Here is a 22,739-nt window from a genome sequence, read left to right on the forward strand (position 1 = left end):
GGATTCTCCCTAATCAAGACCACGAAGATGCACTGCCAAATCGCGCCGGCGATAAAACAGCCCTGATTCCAAACCCACTGGATATGAATGTGGGTTGAGCATGCGCTTTTGAGACTCATCGAGTTGAGCCAGCCCCTCGCGCGCCCGCGTCTGAGCAGCCAGCGCGTCACGCAGTGTGTCTGCTAACACAACGTTTCCCGCGCGAGAAAGTGGGCGCAACAGTGTCTCAAAACGCTTACCGGCAAGCTTCTTCTGACGAAGTTCATCAGCTGGATCAATAATGCGCTCTTCATCGTTAACGGGCTGATTTTCTTCAAAAACCATGTCACCAGCCAGTTTGCCATCGTCGTGGTAATATCGACGCACATCAAGAACACCGGGGAAGGTAAGTTTGGTGACACTCTCACTTACCTTCAGGTGATCAACCCAGGGCATATCAGGCGCTTCACGTGTCGCAGAAAGTTTATAGACGCCACCAAGTGTCGGCTGGTCAAACGCGGTGGCGAGCTTCGTACCAACACCCCACCCCGACACAATGGCACCCTGCGCGCGAATGGAAGCGATCGTATGCTCATCGAGGTCATTTGAAAGGATGATGCCGCAATCGTTCAAACCAACTTCGTCAAGACGCGCACGGCACCGTTTAGCAAGCCAGGCCAAGTCGCCCGAATCGATGCGTACACCCAACAGCGCTTCACCACGTTCACGCATTTCAAGACCGACAGTGATGGCATTTTCAAGACCTTGAGCAACATCATAAGTATCAATAAGTAATACGCAGTTGTGCGGAAAATGGGCTGCCCAAGCTCGAAATGCCTCGAGTTCACTAGGGAATGACATGACCCACGAATGAGCATGTGTGCCCGAAACGGGAATGTGGAACAGTTTCCCCGCAAGTAAGTTACTGGTACTAGCACATCCGCCGACCACCGCTGCGCGCGACGCCCAGACACCACCCGTACCCTGAGCGCGGCGCAAGCCAAATTCAGCAACGGGACTACCCGCCGCCACGCAGACACGTGCCGCCTTGGTGGCAATAAGTGACTGGAAGTTTACGCAATTCAGCAATGCTGTTTCAAGAATCTGACATTCCATAATGGAACCGGTAACGCGCACGAGCGGTTCGTTCGGAAAGACAATTGTTCCTTCTGCCACCGCATCAACATCAACCGTAAGACGCATATCGGCGAGATACTCAAGAAATCCCGCATCAAAGAGAGCGCCGCCCGCTGGAGCTGGCAAGCTCGATAGATACTCGATATCGTCTGGCGTAAAGCGAAACGATTCGATGACATCGGCCAGCTGTGCCATACCACAGGCCACGGTATACCCACCCGAAAACGGATTCTCGCGGAAATACATGGTGAAGCAGGCTTGTTCATTCTGCTTGCCACACTGCCAGAACCCCTGAGCCATGGTAAGTTCGTACAGGTCGGTCAGCAACTCGTAATCAATATGCTGCGTTAGATCATTACTCATCTAAGCGACCCTTCTCACTCCGTCGACGGCGAGGTGTGCGATGTGATCGCGGTGCAGGAGCTGTAGCAGATGAAGCACCCTCTTTTCGACGGGACTGCTTTGCGTCGTGCATTTTTGTATCGTGCGTTTTTGCAGCGGACGCATTATGTGCCGTGCTCTTGCGACGAATACCGCTCGACTTTTGTCCTGGTCGCGGAGCCGTCACCTGAGATGAACGTACCGTCGACGTGGAAGACGAAGAATGCTCAGACGACGTCGAAGAAGCCTGCGAACGCGTGCGACGGCGGCGCGTTCGATGCGACGATCCAACAGATGACAACTGGGAAGACGAGCTCTGCTCGCTTGTCTGCGTATGTGGATTATGGTGCACCTGCGCAGGAGCTGGCTTATCTTCACGTGTAAACGCAGCCGTATTAAACGAAGCAGGTGCGCCAGCAAGATGCTCAAAGGGATCAGGGTCAACAAACTCTTCAAACGCTTCACCAATGCTAGTAGGACGCTTTGACGGCGCATCAGGAGCCGGATCATCCATTGCACTTAAGGGGAATGTGACCTGCTTGCCGTCGTCTTCCAGCCGAACGGTCACCCGTTCACGTGGAACATTCAGCGAGGTAACCTTCGCCATTCCGCAGGGCGTGCTTATCTTTGCGTTCTGCTTGGGACACCGACTATGAAATTCTTTATACGCATCAAATTCGTAGCGCAAACAGCACATCAGACGACCACAGGCGCCCGATATCTTCTGTGGATTAAGCGAGAGATCTTGTTCTTTGGCCATGCGAATAGAAACTGGACAAAACTCGCCGCCCAGGCGACGGCAGCATAATTCTTGGCCACAATGACCCAGGCCGCCAACAATGCGCGCTTCATCGCGCACGCCAATCTGACGCATGTCAATACGCACATGGAATTCAGAAGCAAGCTTGCGCACCAGATCGCGGAAATCAACACGCTGTTCGGCTTCAAAAAAGAAAACAGCCCGATCGCCCTCAAAGGTAAATTCCACCATAATTGGACGCATAGCCAAGTCCGCTTCGGCTGCAAGACGCTTAAACACGGGAAGAGCCTGATCGCTTTGGAGGCGTAAGTCATCAACCTTACGAAGGTCTTCTTCGGTTGCACGCCGTAAAACAGGCTGAAGAGGACTTGCTAAGTTTTCGATCGCTTCTTCGGACACATCGACAATGCGAGAAGAATGACCAAACTCGGTTCCCTTCTCGGTTTTAACAACAACAGCATCACCCTCGGAAAGATCCAGATCTCCTGGATCAAACCAGAGTGTGCGGGGATTATATTGCAACGCCACCGGCGCTATGCGAACCATACAGTTCCTCTCTTATCTGCAAGAGCAGCACGTCAATACAGGTCTCAGGAGAAACATTATAACGAATGGCCTCATCGCATCGCGCATGCGCACGTAACGCACGCACGAGCGCCGCGGGCTTTACACGGAGTGCCGCGGCTTCTATTCCTGCCCGCCTATCTTCGTTGACAATCGTGACGCCGGCACCCGCTGTTGCGGCAAGTACATCACGTAGCCACGAACGCATGATAGCTGTCGTCTGGTGCAGTGATTCGGTAGTACGCGCAGTGAGTGCTCGTTTATTACGCGCTTCTATCTGACGAATAGCTGACTTTGCCAAAAATTCAGACGAGGCAGCCAGGTCGCGCTCCTGCGAGGCCCGTACTAGATCAAGTGGCGCCTTTGCAGCATCAAGTAATTCTGAAGCATACTGAATAATATCGAGATCGTCGGCAAGTGGCAGCGATTCCATTACGTCGAGCACGCGCTGACGAAACGCAAAGCGCTCGGTACTTTTGGCAAACTCAATTGCGCGCGAGATTGACCCATCACAAGCTGCCAGTGCAACGGCAGCTCGCATAGGTGGAACTCCTGTATTTTGGCTGATAATGCCGCATGCTTCATGAGCGGGAATATGACGAAATGGCACAACCTGGCAACGCGAAACAATCGTAGGAAGCACCGCTTCACGTGTACGTCCCAATAAGATAAGCACCACGTGCTGAGGTGGTTCCTCAAGTGTTTTCAAAAACGCGTTCGCAGCACTCGCATTCATGAGGTCAACGCGATCAATAATGTATGCCTTACGCTGCGCTTGAATGGGAGCTCGATCGACATCGGACGTGATATCGCGTATCTGTCCCACAAGATACCCCGCCGCCCCTTCAGGGGCAATATAGCGCACGTCAGGGTGATTACGACGCCGTATCTTTTCGCAGGTTGAACAGATACCACAGCCTCCCTTTTCACAGAGTGCCGCTTGCGCTAAGGCATACGCGGCCGCTGTCTTGTTTGACCCAGCTGGACCGCAGAACAGATATGACTGTCCAATACATTGTGCTGCTACCTGCGCCCGCAAAAAGCGCCGCACCTGCGGCTGTCCAAGAATGCGATCAAACACGTCGGGAGCACTCATGATTGACGCCCCCGCTTACGTCGGCTTGCCCCATGAATTTTATTCGCCTGTTCAAAAAAATGCTCGTCAAAGGGCAGCTTGTTGGCATCCCATCCCACGCAATCGGCAACCGCGGCAAACACAAGACGTGCCGTTTCGCTTTTACGCGACGCTGACACCACAACGCGCACACGATCGGGGTCGGATGCAGCAATAGCATCAAATGCCTCGCGCACCCGCGTATGGAATTCAACACCTGCTAATTCGATGCGATCAGGTCCTTGAGCACGCGTCGCACGTTCTAATTGTTTGCGCGCAGAAGTTGGAGCTTTAATAAGAACGGTACGATCGGGTTTGATACCTTGACAGGCAAACAAGTTAGCCTCCTGCACAAAGTCGCGTGACAAACCACGACCATAGGCCTGATAGGCAATGGTCGAATCGCAAAAGCGATCGCAAAGCACGATCTTACCTGCCGCAAGAGCCGGCGCAATTACTTCTTTTACTAGTTGAGCACGGGCAGCCTCGTAGATGAGCAGTTCAGATTCGGCAGAAAGCCCTTCGTAAGACGGGTCAAGCACTACCTGACGGAGAGCCTCGCCCGCTTGCGTACCACCTGGTTCGCGCAGGCGCACAACTGAGTAGCCACACTGCTCAAGAGCACGGGCAAGAAACTTGATATGCGTTGACTTACCAGCGCCATCACCCCCCTCAAAGGTAATGAAAGCACCCCGCGATCCAGTACTTTGGAGACTTTCACCCTGAGAGCTCTCACTTTGAGAGCGTCCATCTTGAGGCTGTTTACCTTGAGAACATCCACTTTGAGGCCCCTCAAGCTGAGATTGCTCGCTTTGGAGTTGTTCACTCTCAGGGTTCTCGCCTTGTTTTCCGATCTCCTGTGGCACGCCTATTTCCCCTTCGTTGCCTTCGCACGCGAGCGACGTGATCCCGATCGGCGTGACTGAGATGACGCAGCTTTTTGAGCCGTTTCAGCTTCCACTTTACCGGGACAATTGAAGTTCGGGCAAAGTTTCCAGGGGCCACGATTGGTAACTACGGTAACCATCGGCGCGCCGCAGTGTTCACATACCTCGTCAGTCGCTTCAAGCGTGCCATACTGAGGAAGCGGATAACGCGTCTCGCATTCGTCAAAATTTTCGCAGGTAATCGACCGTTTCAGCGTACGCGGATTCTTTCGTGCCACCAGGTTTGCATCAATACCATTTGCCTTACAGGTAGGACATTTACCCACAACAAGTTCCGGCTCTTGATTGCTTGCGCATTGCGGGTCGATGCAGTGCAAATAGGGCTTCGCACGAAACGGCGACACCTTAACCTGCGGCATGCCACAAACCGGGCATGGAGTATCGGTGGCTTCAATACGGCCTTTTGGCAGCGGATACGTTACTTCGCAATCGGGCCAGCCGGCGCACCCAATAAACATCGAGCGCGTCTTTTGCGATACACGCAGCTGCAAATCTTTACCACAGCGTGGGCATTTACCCACATAGGCGTCCGCCGCTACGGCGTCAGCAAGCGCATCTTTCACCTGTTCAGAATGGGGAATCAATTCAGAAAGCTGTTCGGAAAGCAAGTCGCGGCTATGCGTTACCACGTCTTCGCGCGTTTTGCGCCCTGCCGCTATCGCGTCCATTTCTCGGTCGAGTTCGGCTGTCATGTCTGCCGTGGTAATATGCGGTGCCCACTGCCCGAGCGCATCACAGACTGCCATTCCGAGCGCCGACGGTTCAATCGGATCGTTTTGAATATACTTCACCGTATAAAGACGCTCGATAATACTATGGCGCGTCGATTTGGTTCCCAGTCCACGCTTTTCCATTTCCTGAATAAGGCGCCCCTGAGAATACCGAGCAGGTGGCTCGGTCTGCTTTTGTTCGAGTGTCGCCCCTTCAAAGGAAATCTGTTCGCCCTGATTAAGAGTGGGCAGTTGTTCGTCTTTTTTCAAACCATACGGATAGATGGCACGAAACCCTGCTTCTTTAAGGACGTCGCCCTTTGCAGTAAATGGCTCGCCCGCCACATCAAGTGAAACCTTCGTCCCTTCGATAAGAGCAGCATCGGAAAGCGTCGCCAGAAAACGGCGAGCGATGAGGTTGTACAGTTTGAATTCTGCCGCCGGTAACGTATCGGGTGTTGCTACGTTTGTAGGATAGATGGGCGGATGGTCGGTTTCTTCCTTTTTGCCACGCGTGGCATGCAGCGGACCTTGGGAAAGTAACTGAGCGCAATACGGGCGATACGCCGGATTACCCTCAAGCATATGAACCACTTCAGCAAGGTCAAGGGAAGCTGGATAGACCGTATTATCGACACGCGGATAGCTGATAAAGCCATCCATGTAGAGACTTTCAGCCATACGCATGCAACGAGCAGGTCTAATGCCTTCAGCCGCTGCTGCAGCCATAAGAGATGTCGTATTAAAAGGAGCCGGTGCTGCGACGCGGCGAGTCTTCTTCTCGATAGCAGAAACAGTGGCACTATGCGCGTTTTGCACCCGATCCATGGCGGAGCGCGCTTCAGCCTCTACCTTAAAACGTGCAGTTGCATGCGGAGCGGTAAAAGATTCATCACCCACAGCAAATGCACCACGAATTTGCCAGTAATCTTCAGGAACAAACGCAAGACGCTCGCGCTCTTTTTCGACAATGAGCGCCAAAGTTGGGGTCTGAACGCGGCCTGAACTGCGCACATTGCCATACCCAGCAAATTTGACCGTCGTCAAATACCGCGTTAAAACCGCGCCCCATATAAGGTCGATGTCCTGGCGAGAAGCACCTGCCTGCGCCAAATTACCATCGAGCTGAACAAGATTATCGAAGGCTGTGGTGATCTCTTGCTTCGTAAACGCCGAATAACGAGCACGTGAAACCGGTAAAAGCGGATTCGCCTCGTGAATCTGAGAAAGCGCATCAGAGCCAATCAGTTCACCTTCGCGGTCGAAGTCAGTGGCGATAACGACACTATCGGCTTTCTTAGCAAGGTTCTTGAGCGAGCGAATGATGTCTTTTTCTTTCGGCAGCTTTTCGATGGGCGCATACGTCAAATATGGCAGCGCTTCCATTTTCCATGCTTTAAGATCAACACCATCTTCTGAAAAAGGTTTTTTCTTTTTAAAGGGTGGTGTCGGCAAATCGGCAGGAACCTCAGCATCCAACGCTTCACCAGTAGCACCAACACCCCGCCAGCCAGCGCGCTTGGACCAAACAAGCCGCTGAGCGAAATCAACTTCAAGAATATGACCACGCAAACCAATGGTTACCCATTCTTCACCCTGGTGAGTAAAGCGGTATACCGGCGTGGAATACACTTTGTCTTTCTTTGGACGGCCGGCTCCCAAGAGCTCTGATATCTTTTCAGCCGCATCATTTTTTTCAGTTACGATCAGTTTCACACGATGCCCCTCTCTTGATTTTACGTGCGTGGGGATACCCCCTGTCGGCTGTCGGCACCTGTTGGTTTTCAGATACGACAGAGGTAAACAGCTAGTTAGGATACATGATTAAACGATGTTTCGATAGAAATCTTATCCAAGCTGTTTGCTTTTCACGCGAACGTTACGTGCATCCGCTTAAAGACAAGCACAATCGCGCGCAGGTAGGCTATCCTTATGTGCATTCCCGCGTGAGGCATTTTCTTCCGCATGAGCTGTCTTCGTGGCTGCATCGTGGAGTAATTGCTGGTTTGACCTCTTAGTTTATCGGGTTTCTGCGCTCTTGCACTTCTTGACGACGTGTAAACAAAACAGATGAATGGAGGGACTGCGAAAGGATGCATATGAGCATGAAAAAGATTGTCGCTGTCACAGGCGCGCTCATTCTTTGTCTTATTGTCGCAGTTAACTTATACGTTACCCTCTCGTGTACGCCCTCAACTGATAGTGGTATTGACGAGGAACCGGCCAGCCAGATCGTCAGTACTCTCCCCTAACGTCAGCACACTTCCCCAACAATACCAGCACGCTCAACGCACATTGTTTCTTCCAAAAGAAACAAAAGTAGCTCAGAACTATCATTAATGAACGAGTGTGCGCCGAACTCTTACACGAGCGCGGATACCATGAAAACTCAGACTCTCATCCGACGTTCTACTCCCCTTGTGCAGCACTCTGTTTCTCACGTGCGAGAACAGCCTCCATCGCACGGATAGCGCATTCAATCTGCCCGTCATCAGGTTCGCGGGTTGTTAAATATTGCATTTGCATACCAGGCCAAAGAATTACCTTTACCAGGGGGTTTTCAGGATGTGTGCCGGCCCACTTAACAGTGATCTCATAACTAAGCCCCGCAATTATCGGCATGAGAATAATACGCGAGACGATAACCAGGGTAAGCTTCGGTAGACCATCCGCTACGCCCCAAGCCGTAATAAGAGCTCCCAGGGGCGTTATGGTATAGACGAAGATTGCGATAATCATAACCATGATCAAAAATGCCGTTCCACAGCGCACATGCAAACGCGGAAAGCTCCGCGCATTCTCTGGCGTCATCAACAGTCCATGCTCAAAGCAGTGAATGGCCTTATGTTCAGCGCCGTGATAACCAAACATGCGCTTGACATCCTTCATCCGCCCAATAAGCCAGATGTAGAACACAAACACGGCCACGCGCAGAATTCCGTCAACAAGATTCCACGCAATTGTCGCCTGATCATATTCGCCGACGAGCAAATTGGTTAAAAACGCAGGAAGCACGATAAACAACACGATGCCCCCTACAAGACCGACCACCATACTCGCGGCAAAGGCGGTATGTGGCATCTCGTCACCAGCTGAAGTATGCGATGGCTCAGATCCAGTTGAGACATGCGGCAGTCCGTCTTCAGTTGATTCAACTGCGTCATGCCGTGCTGAAATATCACCTGCAAAAGATGAAGGGGCACTTGTATTCGATAACGTGGCCTCATCCGCCGTTAAAGCAGTCACAGAAGATTCGTTACCGCCCGCCTGATCAGTCGGGTCATTGTCGCCAGCAAAGGCATGCGCCGCCGCAATTTCAAGCGCCTTCATACCCAGTACAAGGGATTCAACAAAAGCGGTACATCCCCGCACGATCGGCCAGTGCATCCAGCGACGAGAAGCTCGCCCACTTGCGAGGTCATGTTCCTCGGTATAGATCGATCCATTTGGCTGGCGCACAGCAACCGCCCAGTTAAGGCGACCGCGCATCATAACGCCTTCAATAAGCGCCTGTCCACCGACATGCGTCTTATGTGCGCCATCTTCTGAAAAAGCACGACGAAGATCGGAAGTGCCGTTTTTCACCTTAATCACGCTTCACGCGAGGATACGGGTGATGACAGGTCATCTTACCTTCGTGGCAGCCTTCCCGCACACATGACGGACCAGCATCCATAAAGATATACGGCGCCTTCGGACGCACCAAATCGAGCATGTCCCACGCAAGAGCACGAATTTCCCACTGTGCGCGATTGCAACAACGCAGCTCAAAGAAATGATAGAGTTCGCGCGCATTCATTGTAATAACAATCTTCGACTCCGCCGCATTCGGAAGCAGATAGCGCGCATCTTCGGCTGGCACACCCATTTCAACCAGATCGGCATAGGCCGCTTGTATTTCCTGCATCAGGCGATCGAAACGCTCTGAGGCTTCGGGAATCTGCTCGATTGTTGCCGGTTTTACCGTTTCAATGCCGTTCTTAAACTTGACATAGCGCTGCGACTGCTGGTTGTAGCTCGCAAGGCGATGTCGCACGAGTTGATGGGTCAGCGCACGCGAAACACCATCAACGGCAAAAGTAAAACTTGCATGCTCAAGCGTGCTGAAATGGCGGCTCGTCATGATGGTACGCAGCACACTCTGAATGCGTTCCTCAGTCAGGGATTCGGCGAGTTCAGCTGCCCCAACCGGCGCATAACAAAGGCGCGCTGCTACCGCGATAGCACGCTCGGGGTCGGGCGTATGGTACAAAAGCTCAACATGCATGAGACGACCTCCGTCTGCTGAAATCATCGAAACCGATACGGCTTGAACACGGAAAGCTTTAACCGTATCGAATGCGCATGGGTTGCGTATACAATAACCTCGTCAATCTACCACACCAAAACGGTGACACCACGAAGGAGCATGTATGGCACACGAGCAGTACACCGAAAACAACACATCGCACCGTGCCGCCTCTATAAAGACACCAGATACCAACAATTTGCAACCCGACAATTCTCTGCTACACGAGAGCTCACGAGTGAATACGGTTGATAGCATGCCGAGCTTGCAACCCGATGAGCTTCTGTCGCACAAGAGCGAGATACTACACGCTAGCACCCTTTCAACCACCGACTGGAATACAGAATGGAAGCTCATGCAGCGCGTACGTAGGCGCTTCGATGACGCACAGTACTGGAATAAGCGCTCGAAGAGCTTCGGTTCAAAAGATGCTCCCAGCCCCTATGTAAAAGCGTTTCTCGAAAAAGCTGATATAAAAGAAGGCGACGTAGTTTTTGATATGGGATGTGGCACCGGTAGCCTTGCAGTCCCTCTTGCACGCGCCGGTCATCACGTGATCGCGGGAGATTTTAGCCACGGTATGCTTGATCAGGCACAAGAGCGACAAAAGACCGCTGGGGTGTGTGGTATCGACTTTAAGCTCATGCGCTGGGATGATAACTGGGATGCGCTTGGTCTTACAGAAGAATCAGTCGATGTTGCCATCGCCTCACGTTCCATATCGTGCTATGACCTTGGCAGTGCACTCGACAAACTACATCACGTTGCCCGTCGGCGCTGCTGTGTTACCGTTGCCTGCGGTTGCAGCCCCCGCATGGATGAGCGAGTGCTCGCTGCTTGCGGCATACACAACGAACAGGGCAGCGACGCTCAGTATGTCTGGAACATCCTTTTCAACAAAGGACGCCTTGCAACGGTTGATTATATTCGCAGCACGCGCAAAGACACATTCAATACCGATACGGAAGCTTTTGATGACTTCAGTCGCATGATTGACGAAGCGACAGCAAATAGCACGCAAGACGCACGCGCTGCAAAAAAACAGCTACGTACCTGGCTGGATCATAATCTGATTGAAAATGAAACAGCTGGTATGCCTGACCATAAAGGCAACATCGAAGGACAACTCCGCTTGCGCAAGGCACGCATTATCACTTGGGCATTTATCGCCTGGAATAAATAGTGAATACGCATCAATCAAAAACGACCCTTCCCTCTTTCGTTTTGAAAAGGAGAAGAGTCGCACTAGAAGCACTCGAAAAATGTGCTTGAATGCCTAAGGCCTGAACTTCAAGCCTTACTACGCAGAAGCACTATTCAGCAGCAGCCTCAGTCTGCTCGGGTGCTGCCTCTTCAGCGGCGGGCGCAGCAGTTTCTTCTGCAGCTGGTGCTGCTTCACTTTCAGCTGATGCAGCGGCTTCTTCAGCAGCCTCTTTGTTAGCTTCAGCAGCCTGATCCGCAGCTTTCGCTTTAGCAGCGGCCTTAGCCTCAGCCTCAGCAGCTTTCTTGGCATACTCAGCAGCACGCTCGGCCTTCTTAGCAGCCTTAGCTTCGCGCTCGGCCTTCTTAGCAGCTTCTGCCTGAGCAGTAGCTTCAGCACGCTCGGCCTTCTTAGCAGCTTCGCGAGCCGCAACAGTTTCACGCGCCGAACCAAAGCGGTCGGTAAAGCGCTGTACACGACCACCGGTATCGATCAGCTTCTGCTGACCCGTGAAGAACGGGTGGCATTCATTGCACAAGTCAATACGCAGTTCAGGCTTGGTGGAACGCGTCTTAAACGTGTTCCCGCAGCTGCAAATGACCGTACAGTCAACATATTCGGGATGAATTCCTGCTTTCATGGATGCTCCTTAGTACCCTGGTTTCCATACAGGGTGAAGACGAACTGCCCTATCATACCATCGTCGTGGCAAAGAATGAAAAGATAATGCTTCCTTCACAAACCTTGAGCATCGACTTAATGCTCAAATTTGTTCGAATACTAAGCTTTTATTCTCATACTGCGGCTTAATTTCGCGCCTCAAGCTGCTTTATTCGCTTCGCGCGATTAGCCTTAGCACGGTTAGCTTCGCCCCTACCGGCGTTTGCTGAACTTGAGCATCAACCCTCTAAATACAACGAACGCATCAACAACAGCCCGACTACTGACTGAGCCGCAACCACGGTATTATTATCGCTTGAACTGAGACGGATGCGCGGCGAAGAAATCAGTACGCGGCGGCAGCGGGCGCACTGGGTGACTCCCCTGCTCGATTTCACCAGCACTGCAGAGCTCATCAAGACTTTCAAAATCGTAATTCCAGCTGAAGAACTCATGGGCATCGAAATCGAGATAGTCGCAGATTTTCTCGCACCCCTGCGGCACCACCGGATGCATGAGCAAGGTAGCAATACGCAGCAGATAGGTTGAATCAAGCAACACCTGCCGCCGCAGACCTGCGTCCTCTTCGTTTTCAGCACGACGGATACCATCGCTCCAGTATTTATTGGCAAAGCGAATAAATTCATCCATAAGCGACATAATCGAATGAAGTTCCACCTGGTGCATGAGTTCGTCATAACGAGACAGTGTCGCTATTCCCTGATCCCGCACACTGGGAGTTACCTCACCCAACGGTATACATCCGTCAAAGTGGTTTTTTGCCTCGTAAAGACAACTGCGCGCCAAACGATTGAACACCTTGGTAAGCAGTGCACCTTCCTTCAATACCGGATCCGCTACGCGCGAATCAGTGCGCACATTCGGATCGGGATCGAAGGGCTTGGGTTTGAAGCCAGCTGGCTTTTGATCGAGGCCAAGCGCCAACCAGTGAGCGCGTAACTGCTCGACTGTGTAGTAATTGAGCAGTTCATCAGCTGAAGGTGGCTTTACCGAACCAGATGAAGATGCCTTCTTATTGCCAAAGAGCAAATGATGATTCGCAACAAGTTGTGTCGAACGCAAATCATGTCCAACGGGCGGAAGGTGACGTTCGTTATCGGGCTGTACTGCTGCCCAAATAGCTGGTTGTGCTACCCCATAGAAATAGATATTGTCCTGGCCGATAAATTGATACACCTCGGCATCGTCATCGCACCACCACCGATGCCATTCGTCGCGCGGAAGACCGAGCGCGTCATTGACGGCAATCGTAAATGAAATGGGTGCCCAGAGGCTTTCCGGCCAACACCACACGGTAAGGTTTTCAGAACCTTCTAGGTCGACAGCAGCCACTCCCCACTCGATATTGCCGGTAATGCGAAACGGCACCAGGGTTTTCCCGGTGCGAAAACGGATGCCAGCACGGGCGAGCACACTGCGCGCTTCGTCGCGGGCGGCGATATCAGCAAACTCTATTTCGAAGCTCTGCTTACCCTTCCCTGCTGGACGAAAAGAATGCTCAGGTAGATCGTCTTTTACAGCAAGATAATCATCCCACGCTTCCTGCTTCACGAAGATAATCGGTGGAGCAAGAAACTCACGTACGGTGTCGGTAACCACCCGGCGCACCGTCGGATCTGCTTCTTCACTAGCAACCCACCGACGCAGGTAGTCGATAAATTCGGGTAGGTCAAAATACCAATTATGCACCGGACGCATTTCGGGAACAGTGCCGGTAATGGTTGATATCGGATTGATAAGATCAACCGGCGCGTATTGGTGACCAAGGTCGCATTCATCCGCGTACGCTTTTTCACTCTTGCACCCCTGTACAGGACAATGCCCCTGCACCTGACGACCGTTTAAAAACGTCTGGGCTTGTGCGTCATAGAACTGCAGCGTCTCTTGACGATGAAGGTAACCGTTATCGTAAAGCGCACGCACGAATAGGTCAGTTATCTCTTGATGCACTTCACCCGCGTGACCGATACCGCTTCCCTCGTAGATATCAAGGCTCACGTCATACGCATCAAGCGTCGCTTTCTGGCGATCATGATTCATCTGCACATAATCGGAAATAGTGCCAGTGAAGTCGCCCGCTTCCACAAGCTTGCGATACCCCTCGTTGATGGGCGACCCATAGCAGTCGGTTCCCGATACAAAACGTACATTTTCAGCACCAATACGGTCACGCAAGAAGCGCGCAAAACAGTCGGCGGGGACAAATACGCCACCGACATGTCCAAAATGCAGGGCCTTATTCCCATACGGCATACCGGCCGTCACGACAGCACGCGCCGGCCAGCTTGTGCTATTCGACGTTTCCGTCATATGTATTCAGCTCCTTTATCAGCTGTTCAAGATCGGATGCAGAAAGACCCCGATTCGCCTGAGAAGAACCCGACAAGGATCCAAACAGAGAAGATAAGGGAGAAGTCGGCAGCTCAAGTGTCGTCTTAGAATAGGAATCAAGACCAGCCAAAGAGGCGGCAGCATCAAGCGCATCCTCAAGCGTGCCGATTTCATCAGCGAGACCATTGTTAACTGCTGTCACCCCGGTAAACGGAAGCCCCGTCGCAAGTTGCGACACTTCTTCGGCAGATAAATGACGTCCCTGCGCTACGTTGTCAGTAAAGACCGCATTAATCTGGTCAACCAAATCTTGATAGTAAGCGCGCTCTTCATCGGTTAAGGGACGCGAACCATAGGAAGAATCCTTGCTTTCAGCACTGGCAATATTGTCGATATTTACACCCAGCAGCTTCATAAGACCCGAATAATCAATCGATTGCATGACCGTGCCGATGGAGCCAATCTCGGTGCTCTTTGCCACAAAGATGCGATCTGCCTGGGAAGATATTTCATATGCTGCGCTGCAATTAATAGCAGCGCTAGAAACAACAATAGGCTTTGACGCTTTAAAATCACGCACATAGGAAGCCATCTCTTCGCCCGCTGTCGCTGTTCCTCCACCGGAATTAACACGCAGTACGACTGCCTTAATATTCGGATCGGCTTGCGCTTCGTCAAGCAGTTCTTTCAGCCCTTCGGGGCTACACGACGTACCGTTATAACCAATGGTGCCACTCATAGTGATAACCGCAACTGAATTGGGCTGTGCATGCTCCGCACCCTCACGAGCAGCACCGATGAGCGTGTTAACGCACGAACCCATCAGGAACACCGTCAGGGCAAGCAGGGCCACAATACTAAGCGCAATAATACGCCCTGTATGCTTTTTTGGCTGTACCGCGGCTTGCTGACTCGATGCGGTTGCTGGCTGGGCAGGCGCAGAGGCTTGCTGATGCGAACTCTGCGGTGGAACAGGAGCAGCATATGCGCTGCTCGTACCAGCGCCTGTGGTGACACTGCTGGCATCTGCCCTACCACTTGCGGTAAAGCCCGATTCAACGGGACGTTCTGGGGTGCCCTGCGGTTCCATGGTGGTTCAAATCCTTACAGTTCGAGATTATCTTCCAGACGGCGCCCCTGTGCCTTCTTCGCGGTGCGCAAGAGGAATTCCTGATTGGTTTCCGTCTGCTTAAGCGATTTAATCAGCATATCCATCGAACGCTCGGTATTGTTCATATTCGCCAGAATACGACGCACCGCCCAAATAAGAGGTGCCTCTTGCTGGTCAAGCAGCAAGTCTTCCTTACGCGTACCGGAAGCCACCGGATCGATAGCTGGGTAAATACGACGGTCGGCGAGATTGCGGTCGAGTTTGAGCTCCATATTGCCTGTGCCCTTGAACTCTTCGAAGATAACTTCGTCCATCTTCGAACCGGTATCGATAAGAGCTGAAGCAAGAATGGTTAAGCTGCCGCCGAACTCGATATTGCGCGCCGCGCCAAGGAAGCGCTTGGGAGGATACAGTGCGGTTGAATCAACACCACCTGACAGAATACGACCACTCGCTGGCTGCGCAAGGTTGTAGGCGCGCGCAAGACGCGTGATGCTGTCGAGCAGGATAACAACATCTTTGCCCATCTCAACCAGACGCTTTGCCCGTTCAATAACCATTTCTGCCACCGCAATGTGGTTTTCAGCAGGCATATCAAAGGTTGAAGAAATTACTTCACCATGTACCGAACGCTGCATATCGGTCACTTCTTCGGGGCGTTCATCAACAAGCAGACACATCAGGTGACATTCAGGATTGTTCTGCGCAATAGATGCAGCGATCTGTTTCAAAACGGTTGTTTTGCCAGCCTTGGGCGGCGAGACAATCAGTCCGCGCTGACCCTTGCCAATGGGCGCCGCTAAATCGATAACACGCGAAGTGATAGACGTGCGACCATGCTCCATCACAAGTCGCTCATCAGGATATACCGGTGTCAGGTCTTTGAATCGCGGCCGTTCGCCCACTTCATCAGCGGGAATGCCATTGACCGTGTAAAGACGCTGCAGGGCGCCATACTTTTCGCCCGAACGAGCGGGACGAATTTGACCCGTGATGCGATCGCCCTTACGAAGATGCTGTCGACGAATGAGCGAAGTGCCAACATAGACGTCATGCTCGCTTGGCAAATACCCTTCAGTGCGCAGGAAGCCATATCCATCAGCCAGCACATCGAGAACGCCTTCTGCTTCGACGAACCCATCCTTTTTGAGCGTTGCGTCGTAGACCGCTTTGACAAGATCGGCTTTAAGCAGGCCTTTCCAGTCAATATCGAGCGCATCAGCCTTCTCACGCAACTCGGCAACCTTAAGCTTTGAAAGGTCTTCTATCGAAAGCTTGGGAGAAGCAGACGCATTATCGGGACGGTTATAACGCTGCTGCCGACGGTTCTGTCCATTCCCATTACCTTGTTGGCGATTACCATTGCCGTTGGAACGAGAAGAATTAGTACCGGAACGAGCTGCATTACCCGTACGGTTATCACTACGATTATCGCCCCGTTCAAAACGGTTTTGGCTTTGATGCCGCTTCACGCGGCCTTTTGGACGTCTTTCTCCTGTAGAAGACGAATCCTGACGCTCTGAAGCTGGTATTGCTGACTCATGAGCTGCTGGCGCATCAGTTCCTGTTTCGATACGGCGCGTACGGCGACGATGCTGCTGCGCTGGTTGTGACGGTGAAGTGCCTTCATCGACTTTATTTGGAGCAGATTGATCAGCGTCTTTACTAGCAGCACGACGGGTAGAACGCGCCGATGCCGCATCAGCAGAGGCATTTTCATCAGCAGCACTACTGCGGCGACGTCGAGAAGGAGAAGGTGCTGCGTCAGACAGATCTTCTGTGCCTGTGCGACGGCGTCGAGTCTGGGTGGACGGTGACTCATCCTTTGACTTTGAAGCTGTTGTTCGCTTGCGACGTGTTGGAGTAGCAGGTTTTTCCGGCACAGAATCGGTAGTTTCAGAATCGCTCATGCTCCCTGCACTTTCTCCCAGTCCTTCATGAAGGATTCAAGGCCACGATCAGTCAGCGGATGCTGAACCATCTTTTTCAGTACGCCAAACGGCACCGTAGCAATATCAGCCCCCATCAGCGCACACTGAGTGACATGATGTGCGCTTCTTACTGATGCGGCGATAACTTCAATGCGCTCCCCGTGCACGGTTGCGTCCGAAAAATCGTACTGAGAAAGTGCCCCGACGATATTACTGACCTGATCAAGCCCATCTTCGGAGATGTCATCAAACCGACCGATAAAGGGACTCACATAGCGTGCACCAGCACGAGCGGCAAGCAAGGCCTGCGGCACGCTGAAGCACAGCGTCATATTTACCGGAACCCCACGGCGCGCAAGCTCATGCGTAGCGGCAAGACCTTCAACCATCGTGGGAACCTTTACCACAACGTTATCGGCAATATCCGCAAGCTCAAGCCCATCACGCACGATTTCGTCACGCTGCATCGCAACACTTTCGGCCGAAACAGGGCCATCAACGATCTCGCAGATGCGCTTGATGTGGTTGTGGAAATCAGACAGCTTGCCACCCGTCCGCGCATAGAGCGTCGGATTGGTTGTGACGCCGGCAATGGCGCCCCAGCTGGCTGCCTCCTCGATCTCAGCCAAATCGGCCGTGTCCAAGAAGAACTTCACGTGGGATCCTCCTTAAAAAGGAAAGGTTTGATGCGCAACAAGACAGAATGAAAGATAGGACGTGCGCATGTCAGATGGGATAGTGGACAAAACCCCTCTGAATCGGGGTTGACCAAAGCAATACTACGCAAAACCTTCCGTCTGTGCAAGGCGTTTTCTTACGACACGTTTAATAAACGCATGATACGGCTGCGATTTTATTCTTTTCAACCACAGCTAACTTGCTACAATCGCACTCGTAGAACAAAAAGTCCAACGCGAGGAAGGAAGGCTATGTCTGCTGATGCCATTGTCCTGTCTCAAAAACTGTTCTGTGGAACGGAGGACTGCACCCGCAGTGGCGCGTTTGCCGTAGAGAACGGCAAAATAAGCGCTGTTGGCAGCCGAGATGACATTCTTTCCTTACGCAATGCACAAACCGATATCATTGATGCAGGCGACGCATTGGTCTGTGCCGGATTTCACGATTCACATCTGCATTTCTTCCATTCGGCACTCTATGGATCGCCTCTTGCACTGCGCTACTGTGGCACAAGCGAACAGGATTGCGTGGCAGCACTTGCTCCCCTCGCCGCACAACGACCAGCGGGATCGTGGCTTTTGACACAAGGTTGGCGACAAGCGCACTGGTCCCCCGCTAACACTCCCAGCAGAGCTTCTCTCGACGCGGTCTACCCCGACCGTCCTGTTGCTATGTACTCGGGTGACGCGCATACCCTCTGGTTAAATAGTCGCGCACTCGAACAGCTGGGGATTGCTGAAGATGCACCTGATCCGGAAGGCGGCACCTACGATCGAGACAAAAACGGCCGACTGACCGGCATCGTACGCGAGGCGGCGGCTATGTTGCTGATGCCCAAAATCGTCGCTTCCTTCACCGTCGAAGAAATTGAGTCAGCCTATGAAGGTTTTCTTGCGCGACTCGCTTCAAAGGGTATTACGGCTATTTGTGACATGTCTCTTATGGCAGCACCAGGACTCGACTTTGTGCGCGACGATGTATTTGCCTCGCTGCTCGCACAGAACAAACTCACCTGTCGGATACATATGTTTCCCACTCTGCTTGATGATATGAGTCGCCTGTTTACCATGCAGAAAACGTATCGCGGCAACATGTTGCGAGCCTGCGGGTTTAAACAATTCTTCGATGGTGTATCAAGTCAGCACACCGCCTGGCTTGAGCGCGACTATGCCAACGCACGCTTTGCGGGCGATCATGGTCGGCCCACGATAGACCCCGATCACCTACGCACGCTCGTATTGGCCGCCCACGAAAAGGGCCAAGCAGTACGTGTTCATGCTATTGGCGACGAAGCTATTCATACGATTCTCGACATTTATGAAGAAGCACGTGCAACCTTTGGACCGCTTCCGCACGGACTTCATCACTGCATCGAGCATTTGGAAGGCTTTCTTCCTGCAGATATTAAACGCGTGGCACAGCTCGACGTTGTCGCTGCCGTACAGCCAATGCACATCACGCTTGACCCGGGAGCACCCGAAGTCGACCTTGGACCAGAACGCGTTCCTTACATGTGGCCTTTTGCTTCAATGCTTAAGAGTGGTGCCACGCTTGCGTTTGGCACTGATAGCCCCGTGTGCGATATCGATCCACTGCCCGGTATCTATACGGCTATCACGCGCAAAACTATCCCCGATGGACAACCTGCTGGTGGCTGGTTACCCACTGAACGCATTAGCGCTCCAGCGGCTCTCAGAGCTTACACAGCTGGATCGGCACATGCGTGTGGGCGCGCATCTGAACTGGGAACGCTCGAAGTAGGCAAGCTTGCTGACTTCGTTATTCTTGACACCGACATTACTTCCTGCGCTGATGAAGACATCTTAAAGGCGCAGGTGCAGGCTACGTATGTCGGTGGAAAACAAGTGTATGGAGCTGCGCATTAAACACCACGTTCGGCATGCTTGTCGCTCGATGATATCGCAGCTCCTACAAAAGGATCTACGCAATGGCATTGTAGCCCTTGTGTGTTATAGCTAAAGATCCTTGTAAAGGAGAGGATTTCGCGGCAAGCGCTTCGCGATAGCTGCTACACCCTCTCCTTTACAAGGTCTTCACGGAAACCATCGCGACGACCGCTACACCCCTTCTTTGTGAGGTTGTCACAAGAAACTTTATGGTAGTCGCTACCTCTTCCCCTTTACGGGGCGTCTACGACATCACTGTAAAGTTGTATTTAGCAGCAACAAGCGGCTATCAGTCTTTAGAGACAAGTTGCCCGTCTGACGGTTTTTGTTCTGCAATCAGCAGATTACCTTTAGCGATATTCCCACATATGATCAAGTGGACCAGTGCCCTTGCCCATATTGGGATTGTTCTCCAAAGCACCCGAAAGGTACTGCTTCGCCTTGGATACTGCCGCTTGCATATCAAAGCCCTGCGCAAGCCCACATGCGATAGCGGATGAAAGCGTGCACCCGGTACCGTGAGTGTTTGGCGTATCAATACGACGATGATGCAGCCACACTTCGCGACCATGCTCGGTTAAAAGAAGGTCGTTGGCGCCATCGTCGAGATGTCCACCTTTAACTAAAACCCACTTGCCCTGATTCATCTTGCGTTGAATGGCTTGTGCAGCGGCAAGCATATCAGCCGCACTGGTGATCTCGATTCCTGAAAGCACCTGCGCTTCAGGAATGTTGGGCGTCACAATATCGGCAAGAGGAAGAAGCTCGTCGATAAGCACCTGTACAGCATCATCAGCCAAAAGAGCTGCACCACTCGTAGCAACCATAACCGGATCAAGAACGATATTGCTCGCCTTCACGCGCGTAAGACCGCTTGCAATAGCATGAGCAATTTCAGCTGAAGACACCATGCCGATTTTCACAGCATCAGGCCGAATATCATCAAATACGGTATCGATCTGCTGCAATACAAATTCAGGTGTTGCATTCTGCACAGCAGTAACACCAAGAGTATTTTGAGCGGTAAGTGCGGTAATAACCGTTTCAGCATACAGTCGCTGTGCCGTTATGGTTTTGATATCAGCCTGGATTCCAGCGCCACCGCTCGAATCAGATCCAGCAATGCTCAGTACTGCAGGTATCATGGCATACTCCTTACCGTCTAGGTGCCACTGTTATGTTGGTCAGTTTTAGTGTAACGCGCTCAACCGATACCAGAGACATAATTTCGCCCTGCTGCGGAACAATCGCAAGCGTTGCGTGTTACACCACACAAATCTTAGCGCTGTTGTGCGTGAAATACCTGGTTGCAGGTAGTACGCAATTGGCGCGCAGCGGCTTTGCAATCATGCGCAGCAAAAATTGCCGATACAACGGCCGCACCACAGGCTCCACTTCCCGCCAAACGGGGAATTGTTTGTTCATTTAAGCCACCTATGCCAACAACAGGAATCGAAACGGCGTGGCAAATGTCGTAAAGTTCCTCCCTGGTTACCTCTACTGCATCTGGTTTCGTTGCTGTTGGCATAAGAGCGCCAACCCCCAGATAATCGGCACTGGCAGCTTCCGCCGCACGAGCTTGAGCAATAGTCTGTGCCGAAACACCTACGATCTTATCTGGCCCGAGCATCTTGCGCGCCTGCACACATGAACTATCATCCTGCCCCACATGCACACCATCGGCATCAACTGCTACCGCAGCCTGCACATTGTCATCAATGACAAACAAGACACCTGCATCGTGACAAATCTGCTTAATGGAATACGCGAGCGCAACCAGTTCATCGAAAGATGCCTGCTTTTCACGCAACTGAATAATCGTTGCGCCTCCAGCGATAGCAGCAGCAACGCACGACTCGAGTGTGCGCCCACGCAGCCACGAACGGTCAGTAACAGCGTATAGCAGCACATCGTCAGAAGAAAAACGCTGACGGGGTGTAGCGGATATGACAGCGCGGAGTTCTTTGTCAGGCACGCTAGAGCACTTCCTCGACACGAGCAAAACTATGCAGCTGTGCATTCGAAAGGTTGAATAAAGCATCCAGCAAATAGGTGCGAAAGCTGCCATTGCCATCGCCCTCTTGCATACGGGATGCTGCCAGTTCTCCAGCAACACCCATTGATACCACCGCACCAAGAGCGGCTTGAAGCGGCGTATCTGCTGACGCAGCAAACGCGCCGGTAAGAGCCGAAAGCATGCATCCTGCACCGGTAATGCGACCCTGTAAGGCAGACCCATTACGCACCGCAAAGGCATGATTGGCATCAGCCACCACGTCTATGGCTCCGGTAATAGCCACCACAACCTGTGCTTGACGAGCACGAGCGCGCGCAAAGGCCGCAGACTCTGCCAGATTGTCGTCGGTAGTAACATCGGCAGGATTGACATCGACACCACGTGTTGAAGCAGCAGTGCCTGCAAGTGCTTTAATCTCGCTCATATTGCCCCGCAGGATAGTAACCCCGTATCGATCGAGTAGTTGAGAAGCTGTCTTGGTGCGTAGCTTTGATGCACCAGCACCCACCGGGTCAAGCACAATGGGGTGATCAAGCGTGCTCGCCCGATCGGCGGCAGCACGCATACCGGCAATCGTCGCTTCATTAAGCGTACCGATATTAAGTACTAAAGCGTTGCAGATTGAAGTAATGTCATCAACGTCTGCTGCTTCATCGCTCATAATAGGACTTGCATCCAACGCTAACAGTGCATTCGCACAATCGTTTACCGTGACATAATTGGTAATGCAATGGACAAGCGGATGCTGTGAACGTACTGCATCGAGTGCGGAAGCTGCAATTTCTTTTCCCTGTTCAGCCACGAAAAACTCCTTCTTGTGTAGGGACAATCTTGTCTGTAGGAACAATTTTGTGTATAGGTACGACCTTATGTATAGAAACAATCCGTTGTATAGGAACAATCCTGTTCGTTGAATTAGTAAACTGGTAACTCTTCCCCACTAGCTGCGCTCGCAGAGTGCCCTACCCGTTGTATGCATCAATCGCACATGGCAGCGGATCC

At 52.2% G+C, this 22,739-nt stretch carries 18 protein-coding genes; 3 read left to right on the forward strand and 15 right to left on the reverse strand.

All coding sequences use genetic code 11. The annotated features are described in order from the left end of the window. Positions 1-9: 9 nt before the first annotated feature. From CCUR_RS04545 to CCUR_RS04565, 5 genes are read right to left on the reverse strand one after another with little or no spacing between them, the layout of a single operon-like run. Positions 10-1,479, reverse strand: coding sequence for a nicotinate phosphoribosyltransferase (locus CCUR_RS04545; protein ID WP_012803302.1), 1,470 nt, complete (start codon positions 1,477-1,479; stop codon positions 10-12). Further along, the gene (locus CCUR_RS04550; protein ID WP_012803303.1) at positions 1,472-2,803 is read right to left on the reverse strand and encodes a PSP1 domain-containing protein; all 1,332 of its coding nucleotides are present in this window, start codon (positions 2,801-2,803) and stop codon (positions 1,472-1,474) included. Before CCUR_RS04550 ends, CCUR_RS04545 begins: the two co-directional genes overlap by 8 nt. Next, positions 2,769-3,917: a DNA polymerase III subunit gene (locus tag CCUR_RS04555; RefSeq protein ID WP_012803304.1), complete on the reverse strand. Its 1,149-nt coding sequence runs from the start codon at positions 3,915-3,917 to the stop codon at positions 2,769-2,771. Before CCUR_RS04555 ends, CCUR_RS04550 begins: the two co-directional genes overlap by 35 nt. Further along, positions 3,914-4,801: a dTMP kinase gene (gene tmk / locus CCUR_RS04560; protein ID WP_012803305.1), complete on the reverse strand. Its 888-nt coding sequence runs from the start codon at positions 4,799-4,801 to the stop codon at positions 3,914-3,916. Before tmk ends, CCUR_RS04555 begins: the two co-directional genes overlap by 4 nt. Before the next feature lie 2 nt (positions 4,802-4,803). Beyond that, the gene (locus tag CCUR_RS04565; RefSeq protein WP_012803306.1) at positions 4,804-7,308 is read right to left on the reverse strand and encodes a DNA topoisomerase I; all 2,505 of its coding nucleotides are present in this window, start codon (positions 7,306-7,308) and stop codon (positions 4,804-4,806) included. 383 nt (positions 7,309-7,691) lie between these two features. Here CCUR_RS04565 and CCUR_RS07550 point away from each other — a divergent pair, with 383 nt between their 5' ends. Then, positions 7,692-7,844, forward strand: coding sequence for a hypothetical protein (locus CCUR_RS07550; protein ID WP_169302066.1), 153 nt, complete (start codon positions 7,692-7,694; stop codon positions 7,842-7,844). 157 nt (positions 7,845-8,001) lie between these two features. Here the strand turns inward: CCUR_RS07550 and CCUR_RS04570 are convergent, their stop codons facing one another. Further along, complete coding sequence (locus CCUR_RS04570; protein WP_012803308.1) at positions 8,002-9,177, reverse strand: DUF1385 domain-containing protein; 1,176 nt, start codon at positions 9,175-9,177, stop codon at positions 8,002-8,004. A 1-nt stretch (position 9,178) separates the two neighbouring features. Continuing rightward, positions 9,179-9,859, reverse strand: coding sequence for an FAD-dependent thymidylate synthase (thyX, locus tag CCUR_RS04575; protein ID WP_012803309.1), 681 nt, complete (start codon positions 9,857-9,859; stop codon positions 9,179-9,181). Between the two features lie 145 nt (positions 9,860-10,004). Between thyX and CCUR_RS04580 the strand changes: the two genes are divergently transcribed. Continuing rightward, the gene (locus CCUR_RS04580) at positions 10,005-11,063 is read left to right on the forward strand and encodes a class I SAM-dependent methyltransferase (RefSeq protein ID WP_012803310.1); all 1,059 of its coding nucleotides are present in this window, start codon (positions 10,005-10,007) and stop codon (positions 11,061-11,063) included. Positions 11,064-11,193: 130 nt separating this feature from the next. Here the strand turns inward: CCUR_RS04580 and rpmE are convergent, their stop codons facing one another. The 5 genes from rpmE to fsa form a co-directional block, all read right to left on the reverse strand. Next, a complete protein-coding gene (gene rpmE / locus CCUR_RS04585) occupies positions 11,194-11,721 on the reverse strand; it encodes a 50S ribosomal protein L31 (RefSeq protein ID WP_012803311.1) in 528 nt (175 codons plus the stop codon). A 329-nt stretch (positions 11,722-12,050) separates the two neighbouring features. Then, positions 12,051-14,072, reverse strand: a complete 2,022-nt coding sequence (locus CCUR_RS04590; RefSeq protein ID WP_012803312.1) for a class I tRNA ligase family protein — start codon at positions 14,070-14,072, stop codon at positions 12,051-12,053. Then, the gene (gene sppA / locus CCUR_RS04595; protein ID WP_012803313.1) at positions 14,053-15,183 is read right to left on the reverse strand and encodes a signal peptide peptidase SppA; all 1,131 of its coding nucleotides are present in this window, start codon (positions 15,181-15,183) and stop codon (positions 14,053-14,055) included. The genes CCUR_RS04590 and sppA overlap by 20 nt, the downstream gene beginning before the upstream one ends. Positions 15,184-15,197: 14 nt before the next feature. After that, positions 15,198-17,114 (reverse strand): transcription termination factor Rho, encoded by a 1,917-nt coding sequence (gene rho / locus CCUR_RS04600; protein WP_012803314.1) that lies wholly within the window; start codon positions 17,112-17,114, stop codon positions 15,198-15,200. Next, positions 17,111-17,791 (reverse strand): fructose-6-phosphate aldolase, encoded by a 681-nt coding sequence (fsa, locus tag CCUR_RS04605; RefSeq protein ID WP_012803315.1) that lies wholly within the window; start codon positions 17,789-17,791, stop codon positions 17,111-17,113. The genes rho and fsa overlap by 4 nt, the downstream gene beginning before the upstream one ends. A 273-nt stretch (positions 17,792-18,064) precedes the next feature. On the opposite strand from fsa, the gene CCUR_RS04610 reads away from it, so the two are divergent. Next, positions 18,065-19,699 (forward strand): amidohydrolase, encoded by a 1,635-nt coding sequence (locus CCUR_RS04610; RefSeq protein ID WP_012803316.1) that lies wholly within the window; start codon positions 18,065-18,067, stop codon positions 19,697-19,699. Between the two features lie 371 nt (positions 19,700-20,070). On the opposite strand, the gene thiD is transcribed toward CCUR_RS04610, so the two are convergent. The 3 genes from thiD to thiM all read right to left on the reverse strand — a co-directional run bounded on the left by thiD (position 20,071) and on the right by thiM (position 22,539). After that, the gene (gene thiD / locus CCUR_RS04615; protein WP_012803317.1) at positions 20,071-20,865 is read right to left on the reverse strand and encodes a bifunctional hydroxymethylpyrimidine kinase/phosphomethylpyrimidine kinase; all 795 of its coding nucleotides are present in this window, start codon (positions 20,863-20,865) and stop codon (positions 20,071-20,073) included. A gap of 134 nt (positions 20,866-20,999) precedes the next feature. Beyond that, positions 21,000-21,695, reverse strand: a complete 696-nt coding sequence (thiE, locus tag CCUR_RS04620) for a thiamine phosphate synthase (protein WP_012803318.1) — start codon at positions 21,693-21,695, stop codon at positions 21,000-21,002. Between the two features lies 1 nt (position 21,696). Then, positions 21,697-22,539: a hydroxyethylthiazole kinase gene (thiM, locus tag CCUR_RS04625; RefSeq protein WP_012803319.1), complete on the reverse strand. Its 843-nt coding sequence runs from the start codon at positions 22,537-22,539 to the stop codon at positions 21,697-21,699. Between the last annotated feature and the right edge of the window lie 200 nt (positions 22,540-22,739).

This window comes from Cryptobacterium curtum DSM 15641, from assembly GCF_000023845.1.
In the GTDB taxonomy this organism is placed as follows: domain Bacteria; phylum Actinomycetota; class Coriobacteriia; order Coriobacteriales; family Eggerthellaceae; genus Cryptobacterium; species Cryptobacterium curtum.